This is a genomic window from Sphingopyxis sp. 550B (assembly GCF_057401805.1).
On record NZ_CM171610.1, the window covers coordinates 1,571,455 to 1,597,725 of the forward strand.

Annotated in this window: 23 protein-coding genes; 7 read left to right on the forward strand and 16 right to left on the reverse strand. The window is 67.4% G+C overall.

Features of this window, described 5'->3' with window-relative positions; genetic code table 11:
* The first annotated feature begins 23 nt into the window (after positions 1–23).
* Positions 24–1,892, forward strand: a complete 1,869-nt coding sequence (locus AC2S9W_RS07325) for an arylsulfatase (protein ID WP_234002564.1) — start codon at positions 24–26, stop codon at positions 1,890–1,892.
* On the opposite strand, the gene AC2S9W_RS07330 is transcribed toward AC2S9W_RS07325, so the two are convergent.
* Both AC2S9W_RS07330 and AC2S9W_RS07335 read right to left on the reverse strand, forming a co-directional pair.
* The gene (locus AC2S9W_RS07330; protein ID WP_104959344.1) at positions 1,812–2,750 is read right to left on the reverse strand and encodes a formylglycine-generating enzyme family protein; all 939 of its coding nucleotides are present in this window, start codon (positions 2,748–2,750) and stop codon (positions 1,812–1,814) included. The two genes, AC2S9W_RS07325 and AC2S9W_RS07330, sit on opposite strands and share 81 nt — an antisense overlap.
* Positions 2,747–3,379 (reverse strand): TetR/AcrR family transcriptional regulator, encoded by a 633-nt coding sequence (locus tag AC2S9W_RS07335; RefSeq protein ID WP_076074200.1) that lies wholly within the window; start codon positions 3,377–3,379, stop codon positions 2,747–2,749. Before AC2S9W_RS07335 ends, AC2S9W_RS07330 begins: the two co-directional genes overlap by 4 nt.
* A gap of 127 nt (positions 3,380–3,506) precedes the next feature.
* Between AC2S9W_RS07335 and AC2S9W_RS07340 the strand changes: the two genes are divergently transcribed.
* The gene (locus tag AC2S9W_RS07340; protein ID WP_076074202.1) at positions 3,507–4,151 is read left to right on the forward strand and encodes a hypothetical protein; all 645 of its coding nucleotides are present in this window, start codon (positions 3,507–3,509) and stop codon (positions 4,149–4,151) included.
* 14 nt (positions 4,152–4,165) lie between these two features.
* Entirely contained in the window at positions 4,166–5,800 is a 1,635-nt protein-coding gene (locus tag AC2S9W_RS07345) for a sulfatase-like hydrolase/transferase (protein ID WP_076074204.1), read from the forward strand.
* A 12-nt stretch (positions 5,801–5,812) separates the two neighbouring features.
* On the opposite strand, the gene AC2S9W_RS07350 is transcribed toward AC2S9W_RS07345, so the two are convergent.
* Positions 5,813–6,427: a TetR/AcrR family transcriptional regulator gene (locus tag AC2S9W_RS07350; protein ID WP_076074207.1), complete on the reverse strand. Its 615-nt coding sequence runs from the start codon at positions 6,425–6,427 to the stop codon at positions 5,813–5,815.
* 227 nt (positions 6,428–6,654) lie between these two features.
* Between AC2S9W_RS07350 and AC2S9W_RS07355 the strand changes: the two genes are divergently transcribed.
* Genes AC2S9W_RS07355 through AC2S9W_RS07370 form a run of 4 tightly spaced genes read left to right on the forward strand, consistent with a single transcriptional unit; the run spans position 6,655 to position 12,020 of the window.
* Positions 6,655–8,985, forward strand: coding sequence for a TonB-dependent receptor (locus AC2S9W_RS07355; protein WP_083675010.1), 2,331 nt, complete (start codon positions 6,655–6,657; stop codon positions 8,983–8,985).
* A complete protein-coding gene (locus tag AC2S9W_RS07360; protein WP_199775053.1) occupies positions 8,985–9,335 on the forward strand; it encodes a c-type cytochrome in 351 nt (116 codons plus the stop codon). The genes AC2S9W_RS07355 and AC2S9W_RS07360 overlap by 1 nt, the downstream gene beginning before the upstream one ends.
* Complete coding sequence (locus tag AC2S9W_RS07365; RefSeq protein WP_076074212.1) at positions 9,335–10,750, forward strand: D-arabinono-1,4-lactone oxidase; 1,416 nt, start codon at positions 9,335–9,337, stop codon at positions 10,748–10,750. Before AC2S9W_RS07360 ends, AC2S9W_RS07365 begins: the two co-directional genes overlap by 1 nt.
* Positions 10,743–12,020 (forward strand): alanine racemase, encoded by a 1,278-nt coding sequence (locus AC2S9W_RS07370; protein WP_076074215.1) that lies wholly within the window; start codon positions 10,743–10,745, stop codon positions 12,018–12,020. The genes AC2S9W_RS07365 and AC2S9W_RS07370 overlap by 8 nt, the downstream gene beginning before the upstream one ends.
* Before the next feature lie 142 nt (positions 12,021–12,162).
* Here the strand turns inward: AC2S9W_RS07370 and AC2S9W_RS07375 are convergent, their stop codons facing one another.
* The 13 genes from AC2S9W_RS07375 to AC2S9W_RS07435 form a co-directional block, all read right to left on the reverse strand.
* Positions 12,163–13,440 (reverse strand): M20/M25/M40 family metallo-hydrolase, encoded by a 1,278-nt coding sequence (locus tag AC2S9W_RS07375; RefSeq protein WP_076074218.1) that lies wholly within the window; start codon positions 13,438–13,440, stop codon positions 12,163–12,165.
* A gap of 149 nt (positions 13,441–13,589) precedes the next feature.
* Positions 13,590–14,777 carry an acyl-CoA dehydrogenase family protein gene (locus AC2S9W_RS07380; protein WP_076074220.1) on the reverse strand — a complete coding sequence of 396 codons (1,188 nt, stop codon included), beginning with the start codon at positions 14,775–14,777 and terminating at the stop codon, positions 13,590–13,592.
* Entirely contained in the window at positions 14,774–15,835 is a 1,062-nt protein-coding gene (locus AC2S9W_RS07385; protein WP_486571807.1) for an acyl-CoA dehydrogenase family protein, read from the reverse strand. The genes AC2S9W_RS07380 and AC2S9W_RS07385 overlap by 4 nt, the downstream gene beginning before the upstream one ends.
* Complete coding sequence (locus AC2S9W_RS07390; protein ID WP_234002565.1) at positions 15,832–17,436, reverse strand: AMP-binding protein; 1,605 nt, start codon at positions 17,434–17,436, stop codon at positions 15,832–15,834. The genes AC2S9W_RS07385 and AC2S9W_RS07390 overlap by 4 nt, the downstream gene beginning before the upstream one ends.
* Positions 17,437–17,464: 28 nt before the next feature.
* Entirely contained in the window at positions 17,465–18,598 is a 1,134-nt protein-coding gene (locus tag AC2S9W_RS07395; protein ID WP_067108263.1) for a nitronate monooxygenase, read from the reverse strand.
* Between the two features lie 59 nt (positions 18,599–18,657).
* Entirely contained in the window at positions 18,658–19,053 is a 396-nt protein-coding gene (locus AC2S9W_RS07400; RefSeq protein ID WP_158682065.1) for a MarR family winged helix-turn-helix transcriptional regulator, read from the reverse strand.
* A gap of 95 nt (positions 19,054–19,148) precedes the next feature.
* Positions 19,149–20,357, reverse strand: a complete 1,209-nt coding sequence (locus AC2S9W_RS07405; RefSeq protein WP_199775055.1) for an NnrS family protein — start codon at positions 20,355–20,357, stop codon at positions 19,149–19,151.
* A gap of 215 nt (positions 20,358–20,572) precedes the next feature.
* The gene (locus AC2S9W_RS07410; protein WP_076074231.1) at positions 20,573–21,430 is read right to left on the reverse strand and encodes an SMP-30/gluconolactonase/LRE family protein; all 858 of its coding nucleotides are present in this window, start codon (positions 21,428–21,430) and stop codon (positions 20,573–20,575) included.
* Positions 21,403–22,218, reverse strand: coding sequence for a meso-2,3-butanediol dehydrogenase (budC, locus tag AC2S9W_RS07415; RefSeq protein ID WP_067181582.1), 816 nt, complete (start codon positions 22,216–22,218; stop codon positions 21,403–21,405). Before budC ends, AC2S9W_RS07410 begins: the two co-directional genes overlap by 28 nt.
* A gap of 5 nt (positions 22,219–22,223) precedes the next feature.
* Positions 22,224–23,222, reverse strand: a complete 999-nt coding sequence (locus AC2S9W_RS07420; protein ID WP_076074233.1) for a transketolase family protein — start codon at positions 23,220–23,222, stop codon at positions 22,224–22,226.
* Positions 23,219–24,073, reverse strand: coding sequence for a transketolase (locus AC2S9W_RS07425; RefSeq protein ID WP_199775056.1), 855 nt, complete (start codon positions 24,071–24,073; stop codon positions 23,219–23,221). Before AC2S9W_RS07425 ends, AC2S9W_RS07420 begins: the two co-directional genes overlap by 4 nt.
* A gap of 25 nt (positions 24,074–24,098) precedes the next feature.
* Positions 24,099–24,884 carry an SDR family NAD(P)-dependent oxidoreductase gene (locus AC2S9W_RS07430; protein WP_076074236.1) on the reverse strand — a complete coding sequence of 262 codons (786 nt, stop codon included), beginning with the start codon at positions 24,882–24,884 and terminating at the stop codon, positions 24,099–24,101.
* A gap of 62 nt (positions 24,885–24,946) precedes the next feature.
* The gene (locus AC2S9W_RS07435) at positions 24,947–26,254 is read right to left on the reverse strand and encodes a cytochrome P450 (RefSeq protein WP_067108278.1); all 1,308 of its coding nucleotides are present in this window, start codon (positions 26,252–26,254) and stop codon (positions 24,947–24,949) included.
* Positions 26,255–26,271 lie beyond the last annotated feature (17 nt).

A 26,271-nucleotide genomic window follows, 5' to 3' on the forward strand; every position in this document is an offset into this window, starting at 1 on the left:
AATATAACAGCAGGGAGGGAGCGATGGCTGTGCGCGTGGAAACCGGCGGGGGGCCGGACCGCATGGCCGTCGTTCGCCGCGCCGGACTTTTGGCTGCCGGCGCCCTGCTCGCGGCGGTGCCGGCTGCGGCGCAGCGCGCCCCGGCACCGCCGCGCCATCCCAATATCGTCATCCTGCTCGCCGACGACTGGGGCTTTTCGGACGTCGGATCGTTCGGCGCCGGCTATGCGACGCCGAACATCGATGCGCTCGCGAAGGCGGGGGTGCGCTTTTCCAACTTCCATGCCGCGGGCTCCTGTTCGCCGACGCGCGCGATGCTCCAGACCGGGGTGATGAATCACCGCGCCGGGCTCGGCAATATGCCCGAGACGATCCCCGACGCGCATCGCGGCAAGCCCGGATACGACACGGTGATGAATCACAGCGTCGTCACCATCGCGCAGATGCTGAAGGCGGCGGGCTATCGCACGTACCTGACCGGCAAATGGCATTTGGGCAGCGACGCGACGCGGCTGCCCGAGGCACGCGGGTACGACCGCGCCTTCAGTCTCGCCGATGCGGGTGCCGACAATTTCGACCAGCGCCCGATCGAGGGAATGTACGACAAGGCGAACTGGACCGACAACGGCAAGCCCGGCAAGCTGCCCAAGGATTATTATTCGTCGCGTTTCGTCGTGCAGACGATGATCGATTATATCGAGGCCGACCGCGTGAGCGGCAAGCCCTTCCTCGCCTCGGTCAACTTCCTGGCCAACCATATCCCGGTGCAGGCGCCCGACAGCGACATCGCGCGCTATGCGGGTCTGTATCGCGACGGCTGGACGGCGCTGCGCGAGGCGCGGGCCCGGCGTGCCGCCGCACTCGGCATCGTGCCCGCGGGCGCGCCGATGGTGACGATGGCGACCACCCGCGACTGGAAGGCGCTCGACGCCGACGAGCGCAGGGCGGCGACGCGCACGATGCAGGCCTATGCCGGCATGGCGACCGCGATGGACCGCGAGATCGGTCGCCTCGTCGCGCATCTGAAGGCGAGCGGCGATTACGACAACACGATCTTCGTCTTCCTGTCGGACAACGGACCCGAACCGCTCGATCCCTATAACCGGCTGCGCAACCGGCTGTTCCTGGGGATGGAATATGACACGTCGATCGCGAACATCGGCCGCCGGCACAGCTTCGCCGCCATCGGTCCCGGCTGGGCGAGCGCGGCGGCGTCGCCGCTGTCGGGCTACAAGTTCAGTGCGACCGAGGGAGGGCTGCGCGTGCCGCTCATCATCGCTTGGCCCGGCCATCCGCAGGTCCGTGGGGGCGCGATCAGCGACGGGCTGGCGCACGTCACCGACATCGTGCCGACGCTGACCGAACTCGCCGGCGTCCCGGCGCATGGCGGGACATGGGAAGGCCGGCGGGTCGAACCGCTGGCCGGACGCAGCCTGGTTCCGGTGCTCGCCGGCGCGGCGGGCAGCGTCCATGGCGACACGCCGATCGGCTATGAACTGTCGGGCAATGCCGCCCTCTTCCGCGGCGATTACAAGCTGGTGCGCAACCTGCCGCCGACCGGCGACGGGCGCTGGCAATTGTTCGACATCCGCACCGACCCCGGCGAGACGCGCGACCTGTCGCGGACGATGCCCGACCGCTTCGCCGCGATGCGCGCCGATTACGCGGCCTTCGCCAAGGCGAACGGGGTGCTCGAAATGCCGGCGGGCTACACCGCCGACGATCAGATCAACCTCTATGCGTGGCGCAAGCAGGGGCGCAAGCGCGCGATCCAGGCGGCACTGGTGCTCGGGGGCGCGCTCGTCGCTTTCTCAGCGCTGGGCTGGCTGCTGGTCCGGCGGCGGCGGGCGCGTCGTGTCGATCAGGCGAAAGCCGATGTGATCGGTGCCTAGCGAGCGTTCCTGAAACTGGCGCGCCGCGGGGCGGTAGCGCGCGCAATAATTGGCCGCGCACAGGAAACTGCCGCCCTTGATCACATTGCGGTCGGTGTCGAGAGCGCTCGTCGTCCATTCCCAGACATTGCCGATCAGGTCGTGGACCCCGTGGCCGTCGGCGGGAAAGCAGGCGACCGGCGCCCGGCCCCTGAAACCGTCGGTGCCGAGATCGCGGACTGGAAAGACGCCCTGATAATAGTTGGCGAGCGGGCGGCCATCGGCATCGACCGGCACGTCGCGCCGTGCGCCGCCGGTTGCCGCCGCCAGTTCCCATTGCTCCTCGCTCGGCAGCGCCTTGCCCTTCCAGCGCGCATAGGCGAGCGCGTCCTCGAAGCCGACCTGCACCACCGGGTCGCGGCCGCGATCGGCGATGCCCGTCTTCGGCCCTTCGGGGTGGCGCCACTCGGCCCCGACCACCCAGCGCCACCAATTGGGGTTGCCGTCGGTCGGCGCCGCGAACACCGCCGAACCGGGAACCAGCATTTCGGGGGGCGCGCCGGGCAGCCTGGGCGGGTCCTTCTCGGCCAGCGTCTTGTAGCCGGTCGCCTTCACGAATTCGGCGAATTCGGCGTTGGTGACTTCGTGCGTCGCCATCCAGAAGCCCTTGACCGTCACGGCGCGCGCCGGGGCCTCCTCGGGCAGGGTCGCGTCGGCGCCCATGGTAAAGTTAGCGCCGGGAATCCAGACATAATCGGCCGCAGGCATTGCGGGACATTCGGGCGGCTGCGCCTCGGCGAGCCGCTCCGCCTTCGGCTTGCCGCAGGCGGCGAGCACTGCCAGCGCGCCGAGCGACAGCAGCGCGGCGCGGCCGATCACCGGTCTTGTCCTGCGGGCGCGACGGCGAGCAGCGCATCGACCATATGCGCCATCACCGTTCCCGCCTCCTCGGCGGGCAGGCCCTGGTCGTGGCGCATCGCGCGCCAGGTCTGGAACGACAGCGCGGCGCACAGCGCCTCGCTCGCGATCCGGTCGGCGGCGACGGCGTCGGGCAGCAGACGGAGCACCAGTTCGCGCTCGACGGTGATCACCCGGCCATATTCGGCCATCAGGAACGGCGACTGATAGCGCTTGATGTTCGCGGCGAGGCGGAAGGGCAGCATCGTCTCGAACACCCGCACCCGGCGCCGGACCAGATCGCGGACATGCGCCCGCCAGTCCTCGCCGCGATAAGGCGCGGTGACGATCGGCATCACCCGCTCGGCGACGGTCGCCGAAATCTCGCTGTAGAGCGAATCCATGTCGTCGAAATGGCGGAACACGGTGCGCAGCCCGATTCCCGCTTCCTCGGCGACGCGCGCCGCGCTCGGCATCAGGTCGCCGCCGGCGATCAGTTCCATCATCGCCTCGACGATGCGTTTGTGGCTCGACCGGCTGCGCTCGCGCCGCCCGTCGATGCGCTCCGGCCGCGCCGCCTTCGTCTCCCGCTTCTTCGTTTGCGTCGCCATGCCGCCTCCGCTGGCCCAGCTTGCCGCCGGGGTCAATGGGTGACGCCGAACCGTCTTGCGTCGCCATGAATATAATGACACATAGAGTGTCAATTGTTTCGGGGCAACCGGAGAGAGGGGAGAGGCGATGACCGGACCGGAGACGGCGCTGGCGGCGATCTGGGCGGGCGCGCTGTTCCTCTGGCTTGCCTTCCTGCTGTTCTACGACGGTATCCGCCGCCCGCTGCGCGGCGAGGAGATCGAGGCTTTCCTCGCGACGCTGGGGCCGCGCATGGCGGAAACCGGCAACGATGCCGAACGGCTGCGCGCCTTTCTGGAAGCCGACGACGGCCGCGAATTCGTGATGGTCAACCTCGTGCGAACCCGGCCCGGTCTCGTCACCGATCCGGCGAGCGGCACGGCGCGCGAGGGCAGCGAGTGGCTGCGCCGCTATTCGGAGCCGTTCGTGCGCGGCCTGATCGCGCGCGGCGGCCATCCGCTGTTCGTCGGGCGCAAGGTCGGCGGCTATATCGATGCGTGGAATACGCCCGCCGACCCCGGCTGGTCGCTTGTCGGTACGATGCGCTACCGCAGCCGCCGCGATCTGGTCCGCATGGCGGCGGACCCCGCTTTCCGCGCCGCGCATCCGAACAAGACGCTGGGGATCGAATCGACCTTTTCCTTCCCGACGCAGCGCCAGATCGGCTTTTACGCCAGCCCGCGCGTCACCGTCGGGCTGGCGCTCGCGCTCGCGGCGGCCTTCGGTCACATCGCGGTTCTGACATTCGGATAGGTGGGGAGGACAGGATGCGAAAGAGATGGGTGGCGCTCGGCGTGCTCGCGCTGGCGGGAGCGGGGGGGTATTGGGCGTTCGAGGCGAACAAGTTCCGCCTGCCGGGACTGATCCAGGACTGGCGGGACCCGGTGCAGCCCAATCGCGCGGTGTCGTGGCAGCAGGGGCCGGAGGCGCCGCCGGCAGGCGAGCGGCCCCCCAACATCATCCTGATCGTCGCCGACGACATGGGTTTCAACGACATCAGCCTCAACGGCGGCGGGGTCGCGGGCGGGATCGTCCGGACGCCGAACATCGACGCGATCGCGCGCGAGGGGTTGAATTTCACCACCGCCTATGCCGCCAACGCGACCTGTTCGCCGTCGCGCGCCGCGATGATGACCGGGCGCTATCCGACGCGGTTCGGCTTCGAATTCACCGCCGTTCCCACCGCTTTCGCGGAAAACCTCGCGCATGGCGACGGCGTCGGGCCGCTGAAGGCGATATTCCACAAGGATCTGATCACCGACGATATTCCCGACTATCCGGACATGGGCGTTCCGTCGGGCGAGGTGACGATCGCCGAGGCGGTGAAGGCGGCGGGCTATCACACCATCCATATCGGCAAGTGGCATCTGGGCGAATCGCCCGCGCTGCAGCCGCAGGCGCAGGGCTTCGACGAAAGCCTCGCGATCCTGGCCGGTGGGGCGAAGTTCCTGCCCGACGACGACCCCGATACGGTCAACGCCAAGCTGCCGTGGGACCCGATCGATCGGTTCATCTGGGCCAATCTGCGCCACGCCGTGACCTTCAACGGCAGCAAGCGCTTTCATCCCAACGGGCATATGACCGATTATTTCGCCGCCGAGGCCGAAAAGGCGATCGCGGCGAACCGCAACCGGCCCTTCTTCCTCTATCTCGCCTTCAATGCGCCGCACACGCCGTTGCAGGCGACGAAGGCGGACTATGCGAAGCTGCCGCAGATCAAGGACCACAAGACGCGTGTCTATGGCGCGATGATCGCGCAGCTCGACCGGCGCATCGGCGACGTGATGGCGGCGCTGAAGAAACAGGGGATCGACGACAACACGCTCGTCATCTTCACCAGCGATAACGGCGGCGCCTGGTACAACGGCATCCCGCGGCTCAACGCGCCCTATCGCGGGTGGAAGGCGACCTTCTTCGAGGGGGGCATCCGCACGCCGTTGTTCATGCGCTGGCCGGGGCATATCGCGCCGGGATCGACGCGCGCCGACATGACGGGGCACCTCGACCTCTTCGCGACCATCGCCGCGGCCGCGGGGGCGAAGCTGCCGTCCGACCGCATCATCGACAGCGAGAATATCCTGGCCGGGCCGGCGAAGCGGCAGGCGATGTACTGGCGGTCGGGCGCCTATCGCGCGGTGCGCATGGGCGACTGGAAGCTGCAGGTGACGAAGCGCCCCGAAAAGGCGCGCCTCTACAATCTGGCCGCCGACCCGACCGAACGGCACGACCTGTCGGCGCGCGAGCCGCAGCGCGTCGCGCAGCTTGCCGCGATGATCGCGCGGCAGAACAGGGACATGGCGAAACCGATCTGGCCGGGGCTGATCGAGGGACCGGTGCGGATCGACGTACCGCTCGACGCGCCGTGGCGCGACGGGCAGGATTATGTCTATTGGACCAATTGAGGCTGGCGGGGGTCAGTCGACGAGGTCGAGGATGACGAGCCTCTGCATCCGCGCCGTTTCGGCGAGGATGGCGTCGCGCGCGATTCCGCTTTCGGCGTGGAGCAATTCGGTCGCGACATAGCCGAACTCGACGAGCATGCGCATGCGCAGCCAGACCTCGTCGCGGGTTCGGTCGGGCAGGAACGGCTGGAAGCCGTCGGTCAGCCGGTCGGTGACATAGCGGTGCGATTCGATGCGGACATGTTCGAGCCGTGGGCTCGAATGCAGCGCGCGTTCGATCCAGACGCCCCCCGGTTCGGCCTCGGTGATCTCCGCCGTCTCGCGGAGCAGTTCCTCGTTATTCTCGGCATAGGCGTGAATGCCCGCGCTCGCGTAGCGGTCGAGCCAGCGGACCAGCGCCGCATTCTGGCGATCCATTAGGCGCTCGCCGAGCGCGACGATCACCTCGAACTTGTCGGTGAAGTAATAATAAAGCGCCGGCGGAGTGAGCCCGGCGCGCTCGCAGATCAAATTGGTCGAGATGCGGTCCATCCCGACCTCGGCCAGCAACTCGCCCGCCGTGTCGAGCAGCCGCTCGCGCGTCGATCGGCGGGGCCGTCCGGCCGCGTCCTGCCTTGGTATCGCCATTGCTCCCCGTATCTCCATCGCTCCCTGCGCGGCCGCATCGGCCTGGGTCCTGACCCGAGGGTTGACCGACCCATAACCCGTTCGCCCGCGCGCGCCAAATCGTCCGCACGGCAAAGCCGGCACCCCCGGGAGTCAACCGAGTCGACCTGCGCACCGCGAATATTGACCCATTATAGCGATTGCTATAATATAGCGATAACTACATTGTCATTCTCGGGAGGAATTCGATGGGTTTTCAGGTTAAGACGGGGCGTCGTGCGTTGTTGATGCTGACGGGCTGCGCGCTGGTCGTTCCGGCGATCGCGGCAGCGCAGGACGCGGTGCCCGCCGACGAAGGCATCGGTGACATCGTCGTCACCGCGCAGCGGCGCGAGCAGAATCTTCAGGACGTTCCCGTTGCGGTCACCGCCTTTGCCGGCGACGCGCTGTCCGACCTCGGCATCCAGTCGAGCTCCGACATCGCCGGGGTGGTGCCGAACCTCGAGATCGGGCTTCCCGGCGGCGCGGGCAACCAGCCGCTCATCTATATTCGCGGCGTCGGGCTCAGCGACACCAACCGCAACAACTCGGGTCCGAACGGCGTCTATATGGACGAAGTCTATATCAGCTCGCCGAGCGCGCAGACCTTCCAGCTTTTCGATCTCGAGCGCGTCGAGGTGCTCAAGGGGCCGCAGGGCACGCTGTACGGCCGCAACGCGACCGGCGGCGCGATCAACTTCATCGCGGCGAAGCCGAGCCGCGATTTCCAGGCGCAGGCGTCGCTTTCCTATGGTTCGTTCGACACCATCACCGGCGAGGCCGCGATCGGCGGCCCGATCTCGGACAGCGTCCGCTTCCGCATCGCGGGCACCGGCACCCATGCGAACGGCTATATCCACAACCTGCTGACCGGCCGGCGCGAGAACGGGCAGGGCAGTTTCGCGTTGCGCGGCCAGCTCGCGGTCGACGTCACCGACAATTTCGACGCGCTGGTCAACGTCCACGGCGGCCGCGTCGACGTGCGCTCGCCGCAATTCCGCAGCCTCGGCCTGCTCGATCCCGACACCGGCTTCACGACGCCCTGCGCCGCCGACGCGATCATGGCGAACCAGTGCGGCAACGTCCTCGGCTATGTCAGCCCCGAAGGCTTCTACGACGGCAATTACGACCGCAGCGACCGGCTGAAATCGAAAAGCTGGGGTACCGCGGTACGGCTCAACTGGGATCTGGGCGACGTGACGCTGACCTCGATCTCCGCCTATGATTTCGACGACAAGCTGCACCAGGAGGATTCGGACGCCAGCCCCGCCGCGCTGCTCCACCTCACTTATGGCGTGCGGTCGAAGACCGTCACCCAGGAACTGCGCCTGTCGGGATCGACCGGCAGCGTCACCTGGGTCGCGGGCGGCTATTATCTGCACGAGGTGCTGAAGCAGGACCAGACGGGTGACCTGTTCCGCGACCTGCGCGTGCTGACCCCCGACGGCGGCGCCGATCCGGAAGGCCTGACGACCGGCGGCGCGCCGGTCCTCTTCTCGCGCACGCTCAACCGCCAGACGACCGAAGCCGCCGCCATCTTCGGCCAGGCCGAAATCGAGCTGGCGCCGTCGCTGCGTGCGACCGTCGGCGGCCGCTACAATTACGAGCGCAAGCGTTTCCGCGCCGCGGCGCAGTTCGAGGACGAGATCATGACCTTCTCGGACGAGGACGGCAATATCGTGACCGCCCCCGTCCCCGGCGGCATCCTGCCGCTCTATGCGTTCGACAATCGCAAGTCGTTCGACAATGTTTCGTTCAAGGTCGGCCTCGACTATGACATAACCGACGATGTCATGGCCTATGCCACCATCTCGACCGGCTTCAAGAGCGGCGGCTTCAACGGCGGCTATCTGAGCTTCGATCCCGTCGAGGCGGAGGAACAGGCGAAGCCGTTCAACGAGGAAACGCTCACCGCCTATGAAATCGGCCTGAAATCGACGCTGCTCGACCGGCGCCTGCGCTTCAACGCCGCGGCCTTCTATTATGATTACAAGGATCTTCAGCTCTACACGCTGATCAACACCGGCGCGATCCCGGTTTCGCTGCTCGCCAATGCGGCGAATGCGACCATCTATGGCGCCGAGTTCGAGATGATCGCGCGGCCCGTCGACCGGCTCGACATCACGCTCAACCTCGGCCTGCTCGATACCGAGATCAAGGATTTCGTCAGCGCCGGGACCAACTATTCGGGCAATCGGCTGGCGCTGTCGCCCAAGGTCAATTTCAGCGGCGTCGCCAATTACGAGATCCCGCTGTCGAACGCCGTCGCGCTCGCGCTCCAGCCGTCGGTGTCCTATCGCAGCAGCCAGTTCTTCTCGACCGACAACAATCCGCTGCTGAAGCAGAAGGGCTATTGGCTGCTCGGCGGCCGTATCGCGGTCAAGGACGAGGACGGGCGCTGGGAAGCGGCGCTTTTCGGGCGGAACCTGACGCGGAAGAAATATATCAATTTCGCCGTGGACCTCGCCGATTTCGGGTTCGTCGAGCAGTTCCAGGGACAGCCCCGGAGCTTCGGCGTCGAGTTCCGGGTCAAATATTGATGCGCAGGCTGCTGTTGGTCCCGGCGGTGCTCCTGCTGGCGGCCTGCCAGTCGGAGCCGCCGCCGGCGAAGCCGCTGACGCCCGAGCAGAGCGCGGCGCTGAAGCCCGCCGGCGTGCGCCTCGCCGGGCTTTACGAGCAGGCGTGCAAGTCGTGCCACACGGTTCCGGACACCGGCGCGCCGCTGACCGGCGACCGCACGCAGTGGGACGCGCGCTGGGCAAAGGGCGAGGCGGCGTTGCTGGAAAGCACGATTCGCGGGCTGAACGGCATGCCGGCGGGCGGACAATGCTTCGCCTGCTCGCCCGACGACTATACGGCGCTCATTCGTTTCATGGCGGGGAGGGATTGATGGGCAAGGTAACGCGGCGCGCGCTGCTGGTCGGCGGCGGCGTCATCGGAGCGGGCGCGGTCGGCGTCGGCGGTCTGGCCGGACGCAACTGGCTGCGCGATCGCGAGCCGGCATCGCTCGCGGCGCAGGACGCCGAAGGCCGCCTGCTGTGGAGCAACTGGTCGGGGATTGCGCACAGCTACCCCGAAAAGCGAGGCGCGCCGAAAAGCGAGGAGGAACTGCTTTCCATCCTGACCCGCGCCCCCGCGCCGGTGCGTCCGGTCGGGTCGGGGCACAGCTTCACCGCGCTGGTGCCGACCGACGGCACGCTGCTGACCCTCGACGGCATGGCGGGGCTGGTCGGCCATGATGCCGCGACCAATCGCGCGACGGTGCGCGGCGGCACCCGGCTCGCCGACCTGGGCCCCGCGCTCGCCGCGGTGGGGCAGGAGATGGTCAACCTGCCCGACATCAACAAGCAGTCGATCGCGGGGGCGATCGGCACCGGAACGCACGGCACCGGGCGCGGCATCCAGGCGATGCATGGATCGGTCGTCGCGATGCGGATCGCGACCCCGACGGGCGAGGTCATCGACTGCGATGCCGTCACCCGCCCGGAGGTGTTCAACGCCGCGCGCGTCGGCCTCGGCGCCTTCGGCGTCGTGACGCAGGTCACGCTCCAGAACCAGCCGCTCAACCGCATCCTCAAGCGCACCGAGGTGCGCCCTACCGAAGAGGTGCTGGAGGATTGGCCGGCGCTGCGCCAGCGGCACCGCAACGTCGAATTCTATGTCCTGCCCTTCACCGGCCATTCGGTGGTGATCTCCAACGACGTCACCGACAGGCCGGTCAAGCCGCGCGGTCCCGACGCCGACACCGAAACGCTGATGGGGCTGAAGCAGCTTCGCGACTGGTTCGAGTTCGCCCCGTCGCTGCGGCGCAAGCTGGCCGCCGAGGAACTGGCGAAGATCCCGCCCGAGGAGGTCGTCGACGAGGGGTGGAAACTGCTCTCCAACGAACGGCCGGTGCGGTTCAACGAGATCGAATATCATCTGCCGATCGAGGCGCAGGTCCCGGCGCTGCGCGAGGTGCTGAGTGCGATCGAGACACACCGCAAGGACGTCTTCTTCCCGATCGAGGTGCGCGTGATCGCCGCCGACGACGCGTGGCTCTCTCCCTTCTATGGCCGCGAGAGCGGGTCGATCGCGGTCCACGCCTATTATCGCGAGGAGCATGATTTCTTCTTCAGCATCGTCGAGCCGATCTTCCGTCGCCACGGCGGCCGCCCGCACTGGGGCAAGCTGCACAGCCTGAAGGCGCCCGACCTCGCGCTGCTCTATCCGCGCTGGAAGGAAGCGGGCGAGGTGCGCCGCGCGCTCGACCCCGAGGGGCGGATGCTCAACGACTATCTGAAGGGAATCTTCCTCGATGGCTGAGGCTGGACGGACGAGGCGCTGGACGCGCCGGGCGGCGATTGTCGGCGGCGGCGCAGTCGTGCTCGGCGGCGCGGCGGTGCTGGCGTCGCGCAAGGGCGACCATGGTGGCGCTCACGACCGCTATTTCCTCGCGCTGTCGGCGGCGCTGCGCAAGGCGGGGATCGCGCATCCGGTGCTGGTCGTCGACCAGCAGCGGCTCGACCGCAACATCGCCGCGGCGCGCGCGACGCTGAAACCCGCCGGACTGCCGCTGCGCGTCGTCGTCAAGTCGCTCCCCGCGACCGGCCTGATCGACCATGTCGCGCGCGGCCTCGCCACCAACCGCTTCATGGTCTTCAACGGCGCGATGCTCGACAGCATGGCGGGGCGCGCCGATGCCGACCTGCTGCTCGGCAAGCCGCTGCCCGCGATGGAATATGCCGAATTCGTCGACCGGGCGGGCGCGGAAGCGGCGGGCCGTGTCCAGTGGCTGATCGATACGCCCGCGCGGCTGCGGCAATATGCGGAGATCGCGGCGGCGCGCGGGGCGGGGCTGCGCGCCAATATGGAAATCGACGTCGGCCTGCATCGCGGCGGCTTCGCCGACGGCCGGACGCTGGCCGAGGCGGTCGAACTAGCGCGCACCTTCCCGCACGTCGCGGTCGGCGGCCTGATGGGCTATGACGCGCATGTGCCGAAGATGAGCGATCCCGACGCGGCCTACGCCGCCTCGCAAAAGCTCTATCGCACCGCGATCGGCGTGCTGCGCGATAAGCTGGGCGTCGATCCGGCGACGCTGACGCTCAACGGCGCGGGCAGCCCGACCTATGCGCGCCACGCGCAGGGCACGGTCGCGAACGAGGTGTCGGTGGGGTCGGCGTTCGTCAAGCCGGTCGATTTCGACCTCGCGTCGCTCGCGCGCCATGTTCCCGCCAGCTTCATCGCGACGCCGGTGATCAAGGCGGGTCGCATGGAACTGCCGGGCAACGAGTGGCTTACCGGCCCGCTGACCTTCATGGACCCGAATGCCGCGCGCGCCTTCTTCATCTATGGCGGCCACTGGCTCGCGACGCCGGTGTCGCCGCCGGGGTTGCAGTTCAGCGACCTGTACGGCCGGTCGAGCAATCAGGAGATGCTGACCGGGTCCACGCGGGTGGCGCTGAAGCCCGACGACCATGTCTTCTTCCGCCCGAACCAGAGCGAGGCGGTGTTCCTGCAATTCGGCGATATCGCGCTGTTCGACGGCGAGACGATCAGCGGCGTCTGGCCGACCTTTCCGGTCTCCGCCTGACGCTGCGGGCGGGGCTGCTTTGACTTAACCTGATATCGTCATTGCGAGCGAAGCGAAGCAATCCAGAGTGGCGTAAACCGCCCTGGATTGCTTCGCTTCGCTCGCAATGACGGTTATGGCAACGCCGGTCTGTCGCCGCCGCTTATTGCAGCCCCGCCGTCGCGAGCAGGATGCCGAGGCCGACGCTGGCCCCGTCGAGGCTCCTGGTCTTTTCGACGTCGATCCACTCGTCGAGCGAGTGCCCGCGTCCGGCTTCGCCCCCCGACCCGATGGTGATCGCCGGGATGCCCAGGCTCATCGGGATGTTGGAGTCGGTCGATGAAAAGCTCGCGCGCGGGGTCAACCCTTTCGCGCGGATGATCGCCTCCGCGGTGCGCGCGATCGGCGCGGTCAGGGGCGTCTGCCCGGCCGGCCGGTCGCCGATCAGCTTGATGTCGGTGGTGATCGGCCCTTCGCGGGTCGAGCGCGCGGCATTTTCGCCCTCGACGCTCTTGTCGACGATCGCGAGGAAGGCTTTCTCCACCTTGGCGAGTTCTTCGGGACTTTCCGACCGCATGTCGAAGTCCATATAGACCTCGTTCGGGATCGAATTCACCGAAGTGCCGCCGCCGGTGACGCTGGCGGAATAGGTGGTCTTGGGCGTCGCGGGCACCGGAATCCGATAGAGATCGAGGACCGTCTGGCTCATCGCCACCATCGGGTTGACGAGGCCGAAGGCACCGAAGCTGTGCCCGCCCGGCCCCTTGTAGGTGATGCGATAGCGTTTCGATCCGACGCCGCCGTTGACGAAGCGCGACGGATCGGTCCCGTCCATCGAGAAGAAGGATTCGATCCGGTCCTTGTACTTGCCCTTCGCCATCATGTAGCGGACGCCGCGCAGGTCGCCCGGCCCTTCCTCTCCGACATTGCCGACGAAGACGATGTCGCGGCGCACCTTGATGCCGCTTTCCTTCATCGCACGCGCATAGGCGAGCAGCACCGCCAGGCTGCGCGTGTCGTCGCCGATGCCGGGGGCGTGGAGGCGGGTGCCTTCGCGGCGAACCTTGATCGGCGTACCTTCCGGAAACACCGTGTCGAGATGCGCCGCGATCATCACCACGGGTCCGCCCGCGGGGCCGGTGCCGCGATAGACGCCCATGACATTGCCTTCTTCGTCGGTTTCGATGTCGGTCAGCCCCGCATCGCGCAGCATCTCGCGATAGGCGGCCGCGCGCGCCGCTTCCTTGAAGGGCGGCGCCGGAATCTCGGTCAGCGCGATGATCTCCGCGACCATGCGGTCGTGGTCGCGGTCGAGAATCCGGACCGCGGCGTCATAGGCCTTGTTCTTCAGAACCGCCTCGGGCTTCGGGGCGGGCGCCGCCATGGCCGCGCCGGCAGAAAGCATCAGCGCCGCCAGGGGCAGAAAGGCGATATGTCGCATGAAAAATCCTTTTGCTGAACAGGGTCCCGCATCCTCTGGATGCTTCGCCGCGCCCGATGTCAAGAGACGTCCGCCCCGGATGGCGATGCCGTTCGAAAAAGCAGCGCGTGATTTTGCTTGCCTCGTCGCCCCGTCCCGCTCGGCGTGACCTAGCCTGCCCGCACCTCGCGGAACGGAATGGTGCGGTCGATCTCGGGCTCCTTCGGCAGTCCGAGCACGCGCTCGCCGATGATGTTGCGCTGGATCTGGTCGGTGCCGCCGCCGATCGAGGTGAAATAGGCGTTGAGCGACAGGAAATTCGCATCCTCGGCGCGCGGGTGATCGGGGCCTTCGAGCAGGCTTTCGGGACCGAGCAATTCGGTGCGCAGGCGGCCTTCCTCGTGCAGGATGCGGCTCATCGCGAGCTTGCCGAGCGACATGATCGACGACGACGTGCCCTGCGCCAGCTCCGCCTTCGCGCGCTGGGTGTTGAGCTTGTTGAGCACGCGCCATGCGATCACCTGCGCGACGTCCTGCCGCACCACCGGATCGTCCAGCTTCCCGGCCTCGCGCGCCAGTTCGAGCATGGCATGATCGCCCTTCGCCCCGGCGGCGCCCGACCGCGCGCCGCGCGCCATGTCGCCCATCACCGACCGTTCATAGGCGAGCGCGGTCTGGAGCACGCCCCAGCCGCCGTTCAGCGGCCCCAGCAGATTTTCGTCGGGGACGAAGGCGTCGGTGATGAACACCTCGTTGAAATGCGATTCGTCGGTAATCTGGCGCAGCGGCCGCACCTCGACGCCGTCCTGCCGCATCGGCAGGAAGAAGAAGCTGATGCCGCGATGCTTGGGCACGTCCCAGTCGGTGCGGGCGATCAGCATGCCGTAATCGGCAATCATCGCGCCCGATGTCCAGATTTTCTGCCCCGTCACGCGCCAGCCGCCCTCGACCTTCTCGGCGCGCGTGCGGATCGCGGCGAGGTCGCTGCCCGCGCCCGGTTCCGAATAGAGCAGGCACATGCCGACTTCGCCCGCCAGCAGCTGCGGCACGATCACGCGCTTGAAGCTGTCGGTCGCGTGGGCAAGCGCGGTATTGGCCCACAGGTTGCTGCGGTCCTGTCCGGCGCCGGGGGCCCCGGCCGCGGCGAAGGCGCGCTCGACGATCTTCGCCTGCTCGGCCGACAGTTCGCGGCCGTACCAGTCGCGCGGCCAGCGCGGGACGGCCCAGCCCGCGTCGCGGACCTGCGCTAGCCATTCGGTGCGCGGGTCGCGCCCGAAACTTTCCTCGCGCGGCGGCGCGCCGCGCCAGTTGGCGGCGAGCCATGCTTCGACCTCGGCCTGCAAGTCCGCGTCGGTCATGCCGCCATCTCCCTCTGCATCGCGTCCAGCGCCGCGACATAGCGGTCGCGCCAGACGCGGCTGTCACCGAAAAGCTGCACGCCCGACCGCGCGCGGCGCAGATAAAGGTGCGCAGGATGGTCCCAGGTGAAAGCGATGCCGCCGTGCATCTGGATGCCGTCCTTCGCACAGCGCAGGAAGGCATCGGCGCAGGTGAAGGCGGCGAGCGCGACCGCCGCATCCTTGCCCACCGCGCCCTCCGCCACTTGCCGCGCCGCGTCGCGCGCCGCGCTCGTCGCGCTTTCGGCCTCCAGCAGCAGGTCGGCCGCCATATGCTTGATCGCCTGAAAGCTGCCGATCGCGCGGCCGAACTGGTGGCGCTCGCGGGCGTAATCGACGGTGATGTCGAAAATGCGCCGCGCCCCGCCGGTCTGTTCGCCCGCCAGCGCGACCAGCCCGATGTCGCGCGCGCGCCGGGCCGCGGCACCGTCGCCGATGCGCGTCGCGGCGCCGTCGAAGCGGACGTCGGCCATGCGGCGGGTGCGGTCGAAGGTGGGCAGTGGCGTGATCCCGGCGCTCGCCCGCTCGACGAGATGGACGCCCTCGTCGCTGGCGAGGAGGAAGATATCGGCGATACCGGCATCGGGAACGAAGCGCGCCGTGCCCTGTGCCCGGCCGCCCTCGATCCGCACGTTGCTGCCGCCCGTCCAGTCGAGCGCGCCGAGCAGCGCGACCGCCGCGATCGTCCGCCCCGCCGCCAGCGCTTCGGCCAGTTCGCCGTCGAGCAGCACCGATGCCATGGCGGTCGAGATCAGCGGCACGGGCGCGAGCGCCGCGCCCGCTTCCTCCATCACCAGTTTCAGTTCGACGGCGGAAAGCTGCGATCCGCCCGTACCGGCCGCGACCAGCAGCCCCGCGATGCCAAGCTCGGCAAGGCTGCGCCACAGCGCGGGGTCGTGGCCGCTGTCGCTCTCCATGATGCGGCGCACGTCGCTTTCGGTGCACTGGTCCGCGAACAGGCGGCGCACCGTGTCGCGCAGCGCGGCCCGCTCCTCCTGGTTCATCGTCGCGTCGGTCATCGGGCGGTCGCTCCTTCTGCGATGGCGCGGGCGGCGCCGTAGTCGGCCTTGCCGTTGGCCGCGCGCAGCGGCCGGTCGGCGACCAGCAGCCGTTTCGGCACCTTGTATCCGGCGAGCTGCGCACGGACATGGTCGCGCAGCGCTTCGGCGTCGAACGCGGCATCGGCGTGCAACGTCACGACGCCGACGATCGCCTGTCCCCATGTCGGATCGGGCACGCCGACGACCAGCGCGTCGCTGACGCTGTCGTGCCGTTTCAGCGCCTCCTCGACCTCTTCGGCGAAGACCTTCTCGCCGCCGGTGTTGATGCAGCCGCTGCCGCGGCCCAGGAAGGTCAGCGATCCGTCCGCCTCGACGCGCACCCAGTCGCCGGGGATGCAATAGCGCACGCCGTCGATGACGCGGAAGGTCGCGGCCGATTTCTCCGCGTCCCTGTAATAGCCGAGCGGGTTGGGCGGGCCGAGCGCGAGCCGCCCGACGCCCCCCGAGCCCGCGAGGACGGGGCGGTCGGTTTCGTCGAAGACGCGGCAGCGCTCGCCGAGCGTGAAGCTCGCGGTCTTCACCTCGCAGTCGCGCGTCATCACCGACGCGCCGAGACCCAGCGCTTCGGAGGAGGAGAGCACGTCGTTGAGCACCGCGTCCGGCATGTGCCGCAACAGCCCGCGCTTGATGTCCGCGCTCCACATCACGCCCGATGAGGTGACCGACAGCACGCTGCCGAGGTCGTGCGCCTGCGCGCCGCTCTCCAGCTCGGCGAGCAGCGGCCGGCCAAAGCTGTCGCCGACGATCACCAGCGCTTGCGGGCGATGCCGCTCGATCGCCTCGATCGCCTCGCGCGCGTCGAAGCTACGGTGCGTCAGCGTGACGATGCTGCCGCCCGCGACCATCGTCGCGATGGCGGGCAACAGGCCGGTGCCGTGCATCAGGGGGCAGGCCGGCAGGATGCGGGGGCCCGGCCCCAGCTCGCGGATCGACGCCGCAAGCTCGTCGGGGGTGTCGGGAACCGGTTGCAGCGCGCGCGCCGCGCTCACCAATATCTCGCGCAGCTCGCCATGTTCCCACATCACGCCCTTCGGCATGCCGGTCGTGCCGCCGGTATAGATGAAGAGGATGTCGTTCGGCGATCGCTCGATGTCCAGCGGCGCGCCGTCTCCGCTTTGCGTCAGGACTGCGAAATCCTCTGCAAAGCCGGGTGCTGGGGCGCCGTCCGTCACCTCGATCCAGCGCGTCACCAGCGGCAGGTCGGCGCGGATCGCCTCGACATGGTCGCGGAACTCCGCGGCATAGACGACCGCGCGCGCGTCGCTGTCGTTCAGCAGGTAGCGAAGCTCGGCGTCGGTATAGCGATAGTTGACGTTGACCGCCGCCAGCCGCGCCTTGAAGGCGGCGGCCAGGCCGAGGATATATTCGGGCCCGTTCCGCAGGTAGATGGCAAGCGAATCGCCGGCCTTCAGCCCGCCCTCGCGCAGGCTGCGCGCCAGATTGTTGGAGAGGCGGCCGGCTTCGCCCCAGTCGATCCGCCGGTCGCCGTGCAGGCACAGCGGCGCGTCGGGGGGCAGGTTGCGCTCGACGATGTCAAGCATGTCGCCGAAATTGAACACCGCGCTCTCCCCTGTGGATGTGCTGATCCTAATCGGCGAGCAGGCTGTTCATCCGCTCGACGGCTTCGAGATACTCTTCCTTGAAATCCTGCACCACCGCGCCGGCGCCGCGCACCGAGTCGACGAGCCCGACGCCCTGTCCGACGAAATAGGTCACCATGTCGCGCGCCTTGCCGTTGCCCGCCTCGGCCGCGCGGTCGGCGGCGCGCAGCGACTTTTCGCTGATCAGGCTCATCAGCGGCATCGGCAGCGCGCCGGGGCTGTCCGGGCTCTTCTCCCAATTCTCGGTCCACGTCGACTTCAGCTGGCGCGCGGGCTTGCCCGTGCGGCTGCGCACGCGCACCGCGTCGCGGCTGCTGGCGGCGATCATCTTCTCGCGGAACACCGGAGAGGTCTCGCTTTCGGGCGTCGCGAGCCACACCGATCCGGTCCAGGCGCCCGCCGCGCCCATCGCCATGCAGGCGGCCATCTGCTGCCCCGTCATGATGCCCCCCGCGGCGAGCACCGGCACCTCGCGGATCGGCCGGATCGCCTTGATGACCTCGGGCACCAGGACGAGCGTGCTGACCTCGCCGCAATGGCCCCCGGCCTCGGTCCCCTGCGCGACGATGATGTCGACGCCGGCCTCGACCTGCCGGATCGCATGTTCGCGCGCGCCGACCAGCGCCGCCACGGGAACGCCGTGCTGCTTGCCCATCGCGATCATCTCCGGCGGTGGCACGCCGAGCGCGTTGGCGATCAGCCGGATCGGATGCTCGAAGGCGGCCTCCAGCGTCCGCAGCGCCGTTTCGGGATCAAAGGGCTGGGCGCGGTTCCGGCTGACCGGCTCGGCGGGCGGCGGCACGTCGGCATCGGCGAGCAGGCGTTCGGCAAAGTGGCGATGCGCTTCGGGAATCCGCGCCTCGAGCGCGGCGGCGGTCACGCTGCCTTCGCCCCGCGTCGCCATATTCTCCGGCACCAGCACGTCGATGCCATAAGGCTTGCCGTCGACATGATCGTCGATCCACTTGAGCTCTTCGCGCACCGTTTCGGGGGTATGCGCGGTCGCGCCGAAGACGCCGAAACCGCCCGCGCGGCTCACCGCCGCGACGACGTCGCGGCAATGGCTGAACGCCAGCAGCGGAAACTCGATGCCGAGCATGTCGCAAAGCTGTGAGGTCATCGCTCTCTCCACCCTTGTAATTGGTTCGTCAAACGAACTAACTTTGCAAGGGAGGACTGTCAATCCCGCAGGGTGGGCGTCCGGTTGCTGTCGATGATATGGGCGAGCTCCTCGATCCGGTCGAGCAGGCCTTCGGGCTCGTCGATCGCCAGATAGGCGGAAAGGTCGCGGGCGAGCGCGCGCTCGAAGGCGGCATATTCCGCCAGCCCGGCATCGGTGAGGCGCAGCATTTCCGCGCGGCCGTCGTCGGGGTCGGTATAGCGTTCGATCATGCCGCGCTTCGCGAGCCCGGTGACCAGCGCGGAGGCGGCGGGCCGGCCGATGCCGGACATGGAGGCGAGGACGCTGGCGCGGCGCGGCTCGCGCTTCAGCGTCAGCAGGAAGCGATATTGGGCGATGGTCAGCTCCGCCCCCTGGGCAAAGCGCTCCAGCAGCCGGTGCAAAACCACGACCACCCGCGTCAGCAGGATCCATCGTCGATCCGTGTCCAATAGTTTTCTCGCAATCCCTCGAAAGCCGGCCCCCGGTTAGGGACAGTCGGCCACTCGCGTCAACCGGCCCGGCGCATCATCAGCATCGGGCCATAGACCCAGGTGAAGAGGCCGAAGGCGCCGCTCCACAGCAGCGCGGAGAGCATCAGCAGATCGGCGTACAGGTCGGCCGCAAGGGGCGCGGCGACGCGCACCAGCGCGGCCGCGTGGACAAGCAGCAGCGCGGCCGCCGCCGCTGCGCCGCCGCTGCGGGCGCGCCCCGTGTGGCTGAGCGTGGTGCGCGCCATCATCGCCAGCGTCATCGCGCCGATCGCGCCGGCGGTCAGCGCGTGGATCGCGCTGGTTACGGGAACATGCTGCGGAAAGCCGATCGCGGCGCCCAGCAGGACGAAGCCGACCGCGAGCCACAGATAGGCGAGATGAAGCCCCCAGACCAGCGGCTCGCGCCACGTTTCCCAGCCGCGCCACCGCGCGAGGCGCAATCCCGTGCCGATGCCGGCGGCGGCGAGGAGTAGGCCCGTCATCGGCGCGTCGGGAAGCGCCAGCCATGCCAGCAGGGCGCCTGCGGTCAGCCATGTCGCTGCCCGGTCGAGGCGGCCGTGCGGCGCGGGTTCGCGCGGCGCCTTGCGCTGGGCCAGCCAGTTGCGCGTGAAGCTGGGTACCAGCCGCCCGCCCATCACGGCGATCAGCAGCGCGATCATGCCCAGCGCCAGCCGCTCCGCCACCGGCCCCGCCCCGGGCCATGCGAAGCGGAGGTGGAAGGCGATATTGGCAAGCGCGAGCGCGGTCACGACAAGGCACGGCACCAACCCCTTGCCGTTGCGCGCGGCGATCTGCTCGCGCCACAGCGCCGCCGCGAAGACCGGCAGGAAGGCGGCGTCGATCGTCATCGTCACGCCGTTCCCGGGCTCCGCCAGCAGCATCGCCGCGCGCCCGGCGAGCCACAGCGCGGCGAGCGCCGCGACCGGCGCCCCCGCGACCGGATAGCGTCCGGTCCAGTTCGGCCCGGCGATGATCATGTAGCCGGCGATCACCGCGGCGGTATAGCCGAACAGCATCTCGTGGACGTGCCAGTCGCGTGTGACCGCGCCCGCCAGCGGACCGCCCCCCGACAGCACGGCGATCCACAGGGGCACCGCAAGCGCGGCAAAGACCCCGGCGAGCAGGAAAAAGGGGCGGAAGCCGAAGCTGAACAGCGCCGGGCCGCGATAGGCGCGGATGATCTGCGCGGTCGTCCGCATCGTCTCGCGCGCGCGGCTCTGTCCCATGTCGCCCCCTTGCCGTTCCGGATGAAGGATAGCTTTTTCCGGCGCGAAGGGAAACGCGCATGGGTGAACTTATGCGTGAGCGATGCTTGCTCCGGTTCCTGATCCATCGGTGCTTGAAACCAGGCTCCGGTCTTCCAGCCGATAAGAAGCCGTCACGCCCCTTGAGCTGGTTTTTCAGCCGGCGGCATTTGGAGCGAGGGTTCCGAGAGGCGGCCTCATTCTGATCCGATAGTCAGATCGATCCATTTTATCGTTCCCGGACGCGTCGTCATTCGGGACGATGCATGAGAAGAGAATGGCGAAGAACAGCCGATAAAAAGTATGGTCTTCTTTGGGCCGCCAATGGCGACGGAATAGGCGGTGCATCCGGCCGGCAAGGAAATCCGCTGAATGGCGCCACGGTTCCGGATGCAACGGATGGCGCTTCCCGAAGAAGCTCCAGCGACCCAGAGCGCTCCTGTTTCCTCGATCGCGATCCCGTCCGGCGTCTCGCCGTCCATCGCTGCCCAGGTTCGCCTCGACCGAAGGTCGCCATCGGCAGCGATGTCGAATGCCGTCAGCTTCCCCGCGACGCTTTCTGCGACAATCAGCGATCGGTCGCTGTAGATCGCCATGCCGTTCGGGAAAGCCAGGCCGTCCGCCGCTACAAAGGCGGATCCATCGGGCCGGACGGCACAGATATTGCCGGGCCTGAAGCGTTCACCCGCCCATATGTCGTACCCCATCGAGCCCACATAGGCGCGGCCCTGGGCGTCGACGATCATGTCGTTGGCATGCGCGAGGGCCAGCCCGGTCAGGTCGGCATGCAAAACGGGCCGTCCCTTGACGACGGCCAGGATTTGCTGCCGTCGCATCGACACGACGAGCAAGGTTTTGTCGGGCAGCCAGCCCAGCCCCGATGGATTGTCGTCGAGTTCCAGCTCGATTCTCATTTTTCCTTCGAGATCGACCGAACACACGCGCTTGGCTTCGATGTCGGAAAACCACAGCCGGTCATCATGCCAGCGCAGTCCCTCGGGAAGGACCAGGCCGGCCGCGAGCTCGTTCAGCCGCGCAGTATCTTCTTGTCCCATCCGCGCTGCCTGTAGAGACGATCGAAATTGGGTTGTCCGGTCTGCGCCGTCACGCCGCCATCGATCGTCAGCGTCGTTCCGGTGATGTAGGAGGCGTCGCTCGATGCCAGAAAGGCTATGCCGGCCGCCATTTCGTCGGCGGTTCCGACACGGCCCATCGGAACAAGCCGCTCATAATCCTCCATGATCGCGGCATCGCGAAGGTGCGATTTCAGCATGGCGGTTCCGACACCCCCGGGACAGATGCAATTGACCCTTATGCCTTCGCCGGCGTGATCGACCGCCATGTTGCGCGTCAGATTGACGACGCCTGCCTTGGCGACATTATAGGCGGCGAGCCCCGGGTCGGCGAACAGTCCGGAAATCGAAGCCGTGTTGACGATGCAGCCCCCTGCGGTGCGCAGATAGGGCAGGGCCGCCCGACTGCCGAAGAAGACGGCATCGAGGTCGACCGCCATCGTCCGGCGCCACTGTTCGGCGGTGATCTCGTCGACATGGCCGAAGCATCCGATACCCGCATTGTTGACCAGCACGTCGAGGCGGCCGAGCGATTGCGCCGCATCGTCGATGAAGCTGCTGATCGCGTCGATGTCGGAGACATCCACCGCGCGCAGGGTCCTGGCGGATTCGGCAATGCCGGTGCGCGTCACCATCTGCGCGAGCGCATCCTCGCTGAGGTCGCAGAGCGCGAGGATCGCACCTTCGGCGGCGAAGCGACGCGCCGTCGCTTCGCCGATCCCCGATGCCGCGCCGGTGATGGCGACGACCATGCCCTCGAAACGTCGCACGGCCTTCACCGACCGATCAGGGTGCGGAGCGCCGTCGCGATGCCATCTCCGGTCAGGCCGTAATGGCGGTAGAGATGGGTCGGGGGCGCGACGAGGGCATATTCGTCCGGCAGCGCGTGCCGGGCGAAGCGCACGGCAATGCCGCCTTCGGCCAGTATTTCGGCGACCGCGCCGCCCAGCCCGCCGTGCGGATTATGTTCCTCGACGGTCAGGATCGCTCCGGTCTCCCGCGCTGCGGCGCGGATCGCATCGGCGTCGATCGGCTTGATATAGGCGGCGTCGAGGACGCGAACCGAAAGCCGGGGCGCCGTATCGGCGAGAATGTCGGCGGCGTCGAGCGCGGCCTTCACCCCGATCCCCGTCGCGATGATCGTCGCATCCCGTCCATCACGCAATGTCCTGAAGCGGCCGTGGGTGAAGTCGGGCACGTCGTCGTAGACGGGCTTTTCCGCGCCGCGACCGATGCGGATATAGACCGGGCCGTCGATATCGATCGTGCTGCGGATCAACCCGCGGATCGCGTTTCCGTCGCACGCCGAGACCACTGTCATATGTCCCATGGCGCGGGTTATGGCGATGTCCTCCACCGCATGGTGCGACGTGCCGTAAAAGCCCATCGAGATGCCCGCATGGTGCGAAAGGATGCGGACTTTCTGACGGGTGTAGGCCAGGTCGGTCCGGACCTGCTCGGCACACAGAAGCGAGGCAAAGGAGGCGAAGGTCGAAACATAGGCGATATGACCCGACGCGGCGAGCCCCGCGGCGATCGACATCATATTCTGTTCGGCGATACCGGTATTGATGAAGCGGTCCGGAAAACGGCGCTGAAAGGAATCGAGGCCGTTCGACGACGCCAGGTCGGCCGTGAGCACGACAAGTTCGGGCCGCCTTTCCGCCAGTTCTTCGAGTTCGGCGCTCATCGTCAGCGCCGTCAGTTTCGGCATCGATGTCTGGATATTCCAGCTTGCCGGGTCGAGCGGCTTTTCGAGTTCGGCGATGGTCATGCGTCGAGCCTTTCCTGAATTTCGGCGACCGCCACCGCCTTGTCGGCGGGCCCCAGAAATCCGAGATGCCAATAGGGGGTGGTTTCCATGAACCCGACGCCCTTGCCCTTCTTGGTGCGGGCGACGATCATGTGCGGCCGGTCGCTTTGCTGGGCGCGGTCGAAGGCCGCGAGGACGGCCTGCATGTCGTGCCCGTCGATCTCGTTCGTCGACCAGCCGAAGCTCTCGAACTTCGCCGCGATCGGTTCGATGTTCATCACATCTTCCGTGTTGCCGTCGAGCCCCATGCCGTTCGCATCGACGATCCCGATCAGGTTCGACAGGCCGTAGTGCCCGGCAGCCATCGCAGCCTCCCAGACCTGACCCTCCGCCAGTTCGCCGTCGCCGATCATGACCCAGGTCAGGAAATCGCGCTGCTGCAGTCGCGCGGCCAGCGCCATGCCGACGCCGACGGACAGATTGTGACCGATCGACCCCGAGGAAAAATCGCAGCCCGGAACCTTGTTCATGTCGGGATGATCGCCGAGCGGCGAGCCGAGGCGGGTATAGGTGTCGAGCCAGTCCTCGGGAAAATAGCCCAGTTCGGCAAGGATCGGATATTGGCCGATCGCGGCATGGCCCTTGCCCAGCAGGAAGCGATCGCGATCCGGCCACCGCGGATCGGCCGGCTTGAGGCGCAGCGTGTGATAATAGAGCGCTGCGAACATTTCCGCGCAGGAAAAGACGCTCGAATAATGGCCGCTTTTGGCGATCTCGACGAGCCGGATCGTTTCCAGGCGAATCCAGTCGGCCTTTTTTTCGAGCATGCGGGGGTCCGCTGCCCGGTTACGGGGCAGGATGGCGTTGTCCATGATGAAATCCTTGGCTGGCGAAAGATCAGTCGGAGAATGCACCGGGCATCATGCCCACCGACTGGCCGCCATCGACGACGATCATCGCGCCGCTGGTGTAGGTGGCGATATCGCTGGCGAGGTAGAGCGCGGCGCCGACGATCTCGGGCGGATCGCCCGCGCGGCCGAGCGGGATCGACTTTTTCGCGTGGCGGGTAAAGGCTTCGGAACGCGACCAGGCCTTGCTCACGTCGGTGTGAAACGGACCGGGCGCGATGGCGTTGACGCGCACTGTGGGGCCATATTCCTGCGCGAAGGTGGTCGTGAAGATATTCACGCCCGATTTTGCGGCATCATAAGGTGCGGCGCCGAACTCGGGACGCAGCGAACCGGTCGACGAGATGTTGATGATGCACCCCCCGCCGCGCCTGACCATGTCCGCCCCGAACAGGCTGCAAAGTCGAAAGGGCCCTTTCATGTTGACCGATATGATCTTGTCGAACAGCTCTTCGCTCGTCTCGACCGAGGAGGGCGCGATCGGCGACATGCCGGCGTTGTTGATCAATATGTCGGCCCCGCCCCATTCGCGCTTCACCTCTTCGAACAGGCGGTCGCAGTCTTCCCAGCGTCCGGCATGCATCTGGTGAGCCGAGGCTTTTCCTCCGCGATCCCTGATCGATCGGGCGACCTCTTCGCAGGCGTCGAGCTTGCGGCTCGCGATCGCCACCGTCGCGCCCGCCTTGGCGAATCCCTCTACCATCGCGAGGCCGAGCCCGCGACTGCCGCCCGTCACGACGACCACCTTGCCGGTGAAATCAAATGTAGCGTTCATGTCCGAAAGTCACTCCCGTTTCGCATGTCGGAAAAAGGCAATCGCCTTGCGCGGAGGGCCGGTCAGGCCGTCTGGTAGCGGATCGGCAATGATTTCAGGCCGCCCACGAAAATGGCTTTGGTATATTTGGGGGGGGCGGCGGGCTCGATCGCGTCGAGATTCGCAAGCAGTTCTTCGAGCAGAATGCGGATTTCCAGCTTTGCCAGATGCTGGCCGAGGCAGACGTGGGCACCATAGCCGAAGGCGACATGCTTGTTCGGCGACCGGCCGGGCTGGAACTGCTGCGGATTTTCGAAAATCTCCTCGTCCCGATTGCCCGAAGGATAGCAGAGCATCAGCCAGTCGCCCTTGCGGATCAGCTGTCCGCGCAATTCATAATCCTCGGTGGCGCTGCGCATGAAATGGCGGACCGGCGTCGTCCATCGCAACGCTTCGTCGATCAGCGCCGGAATGCGCGACGGATCTTCCTTGAGTTCGCGGAACAGCTCGGGCGACCGCGACAGGGCCCAGAGCGCCGTGGCCGAAGTCGACGAGGTGGTGTCGTGGCCGGCCGTCGCCACCGTGACGTAATAGCTCAGGGCCTCGATCTCGGGGACCGGCTGTCCATCGATCTGCGCATTGGCGATGATCGACAGGACGTCGTCGCGCGGATTGACTTTGCGATCCTCGTGGAAGGGGCGAAGGAAGGCATTGAAATCCCGGAAGACATTGTCCGATCCGAGGGAGAAGGTATCGTCGCCTTCGCGCCCCAGTTCCTCATCGGCGACCGAGAAGACCTCCTGCGTGAGACGAAGCACGCGGGAATAATGCTCGTCCGGGATGCCGAGGATGTTCATGATCACCTCGAGCGGATAATGCACGGCGATGTCGGAGACGAAATCGCATGTCCCGCCGGCGGCCCGCATGCGTTCGACGGTCTTTTTCGCGATGGCGCGAATCTCTTCTTCGCGCTTCCTGACGCTGCCCGGCTGGAACCATGCCTGGGTGAGCATTCGATACCGGCCGTGTTCGGGCGGGTCCATATAGACGATGCTACGGTGGACCTTCTCGGCGTCTTCGCCGCCTCCCGCGAGCTTTTGATACTCCTCTTCGGGCATCAGAACGGCGGACAGGTCGCCGCTGTGAAAAAGGCTGTTCTGCCGGCTGATCTCCATGATGTCCTGATATTTGGAGACGACCCAGAAGGGACGAAAACCAGGGACGTCCGCAATGGCGAGCGGATATTGCGCGCGGATCGTCGCCAGCAGCTCGTGCAAGCCCGCCTCGTCCGCCCAGACAGCGGGGTCGGTCAACCGGCTCGCCATGTCTGCCGGCAATTGCGGCGCATTGCCTTGCTCTTGGGGCTGCGTGACCAGATTTTGCGCCGACATCTCCCAACTCCTTTTCC

Coding starts and splice junctions, on each gene's coding strand:
- AC2S9W_RS07325 (WP_234002564.1), top strand. CDS start 24: ATGGCTGTGCGCGTGGAAACCGGCGGGGGGCCGGACCGCATGGCCGTC.
- AC2S9W_RS07335 (WP_076074200.1), bottom strand. CDS start 3,379: ATGGCGACGCAAACGAAGAAGCGGGAGACGAAGGCGGCGCGGCCGGAG.
- AC2S9W_RS07340 (WP_076074202.1), top strand. CDS start 3,507: ATGACCGGACCGGAGACGGCGCTGGCGGCGATCTGGGCGGGCGCGCTG.
- AC2S9W_RS07345 (WP_076074204.1), top strand. CDS start 4,166: ATGCGAAAGAGATGGGTGGCGCTCGGCGTGCTCGCGCTGGCGGGAGCG.
- AC2S9W_RS07350 (WP_076074207.1), bottom strand. CDS start 6,427: ATGGCGATACCAAGGCAGGACGCGGCCGGACGGCCCCGCCGATCGACG.
- AC2S9W_RS07355 (WP_083675010.1), top strand. CDS start 6,655: ATGGGTTTTCAGGTTAAGACGGGGCGTCGTGCGTTGTTGATGCTGACG.
- AC2S9W_RS07360 (WP_199775053.1), top strand. CDS start 8,985: ATGCGCAGGCTGCTGTTGGTCCCGGCGGTGCTCCTGCTGGCGGCCTGC.
- AC2S9W_RS07365 (WP_076074212.1), top strand. CDS start 9,335: ATGGGCAAGGTAACGCGGCGCGCGCTGCTGGTCGGCGGCGGCGTCATC.
- AC2S9W_RS07370 (WP_076074215.1), top strand. CDS start 10,743: ATGGCTGAGGCTGGACGGACGAGGCGCTGGACGCGCCGGGCGGCGATT.
- AC2S9W_RS07375 (WP_076074218.1), bottom strand. CDS start 13,440: ATGCGACATATCGCCTTTCTGCCCCTGGCGGCGCTGATGCTTTCTGCC.
- AC2S9W_RS07380 (WP_076074220.1), bottom strand. CDS start 14,777: ATGACCGACGCGGACTTGCAGGCCGAGGTCGAAGCATGGCTCGCCGCC.
- AC2S9W_RS07385 (WP_486571807.1), bottom strand. CDS start 15,835: ATGACCGACGCGACGATGAACCAGGAGGAGCGGGCCGCGCTGCGCGAC.
- AC2S9W_RS07395 (WP_067108263.1), bottom strand. CDS start 18,598: ATGACCTCACAGCTTTGCGACATGCTCGGCATCGAGTTTCCGCTGCTG.
- AC2S9W_RS07405 (WP_199775055.1), bottom strand. CDS start 20,357: ATGGGACAGAGCCGCGCGCGCGAGACGATGCGGACGACCGCGCAGATC.
- AC2S9W_RS07410 (WP_076074231.1), bottom strand. CDS start 21,430: ATGGGACAAGAAGATACTGCGCGGCTGAACGAGCTCGCGGCCGGCCTG.
- AC2S9W_RS07420 (WP_076074233.1), bottom strand. CDS start 23,222: ATGACCATCGCCGAACTCGAAAAGCCGCTCGACCCGGCAAGCTGGAAT.
- AC2S9W_RS07425 (WP_199775056.1), bottom strand. CDS start 24,073: ATGGACAACGCCATCCTGCCCCGTAACCGGGCAGCGGACCCCCGCATG.
- AC2S9W_RS07430 (WP_076074236.1), bottom strand. CDS start 24,884: ATGAACGCTACATTTGATTTCACCGGCAAGGTGGTCGTCGTGACGGGC.
- AC2S9W_RS07435 (WP_067108278.1), bottom strand. CDS start 26,254: ATGTCGGCGCAAAATCTGGTCACGCAGCCCCAAGAGCAAGGCAATGCG.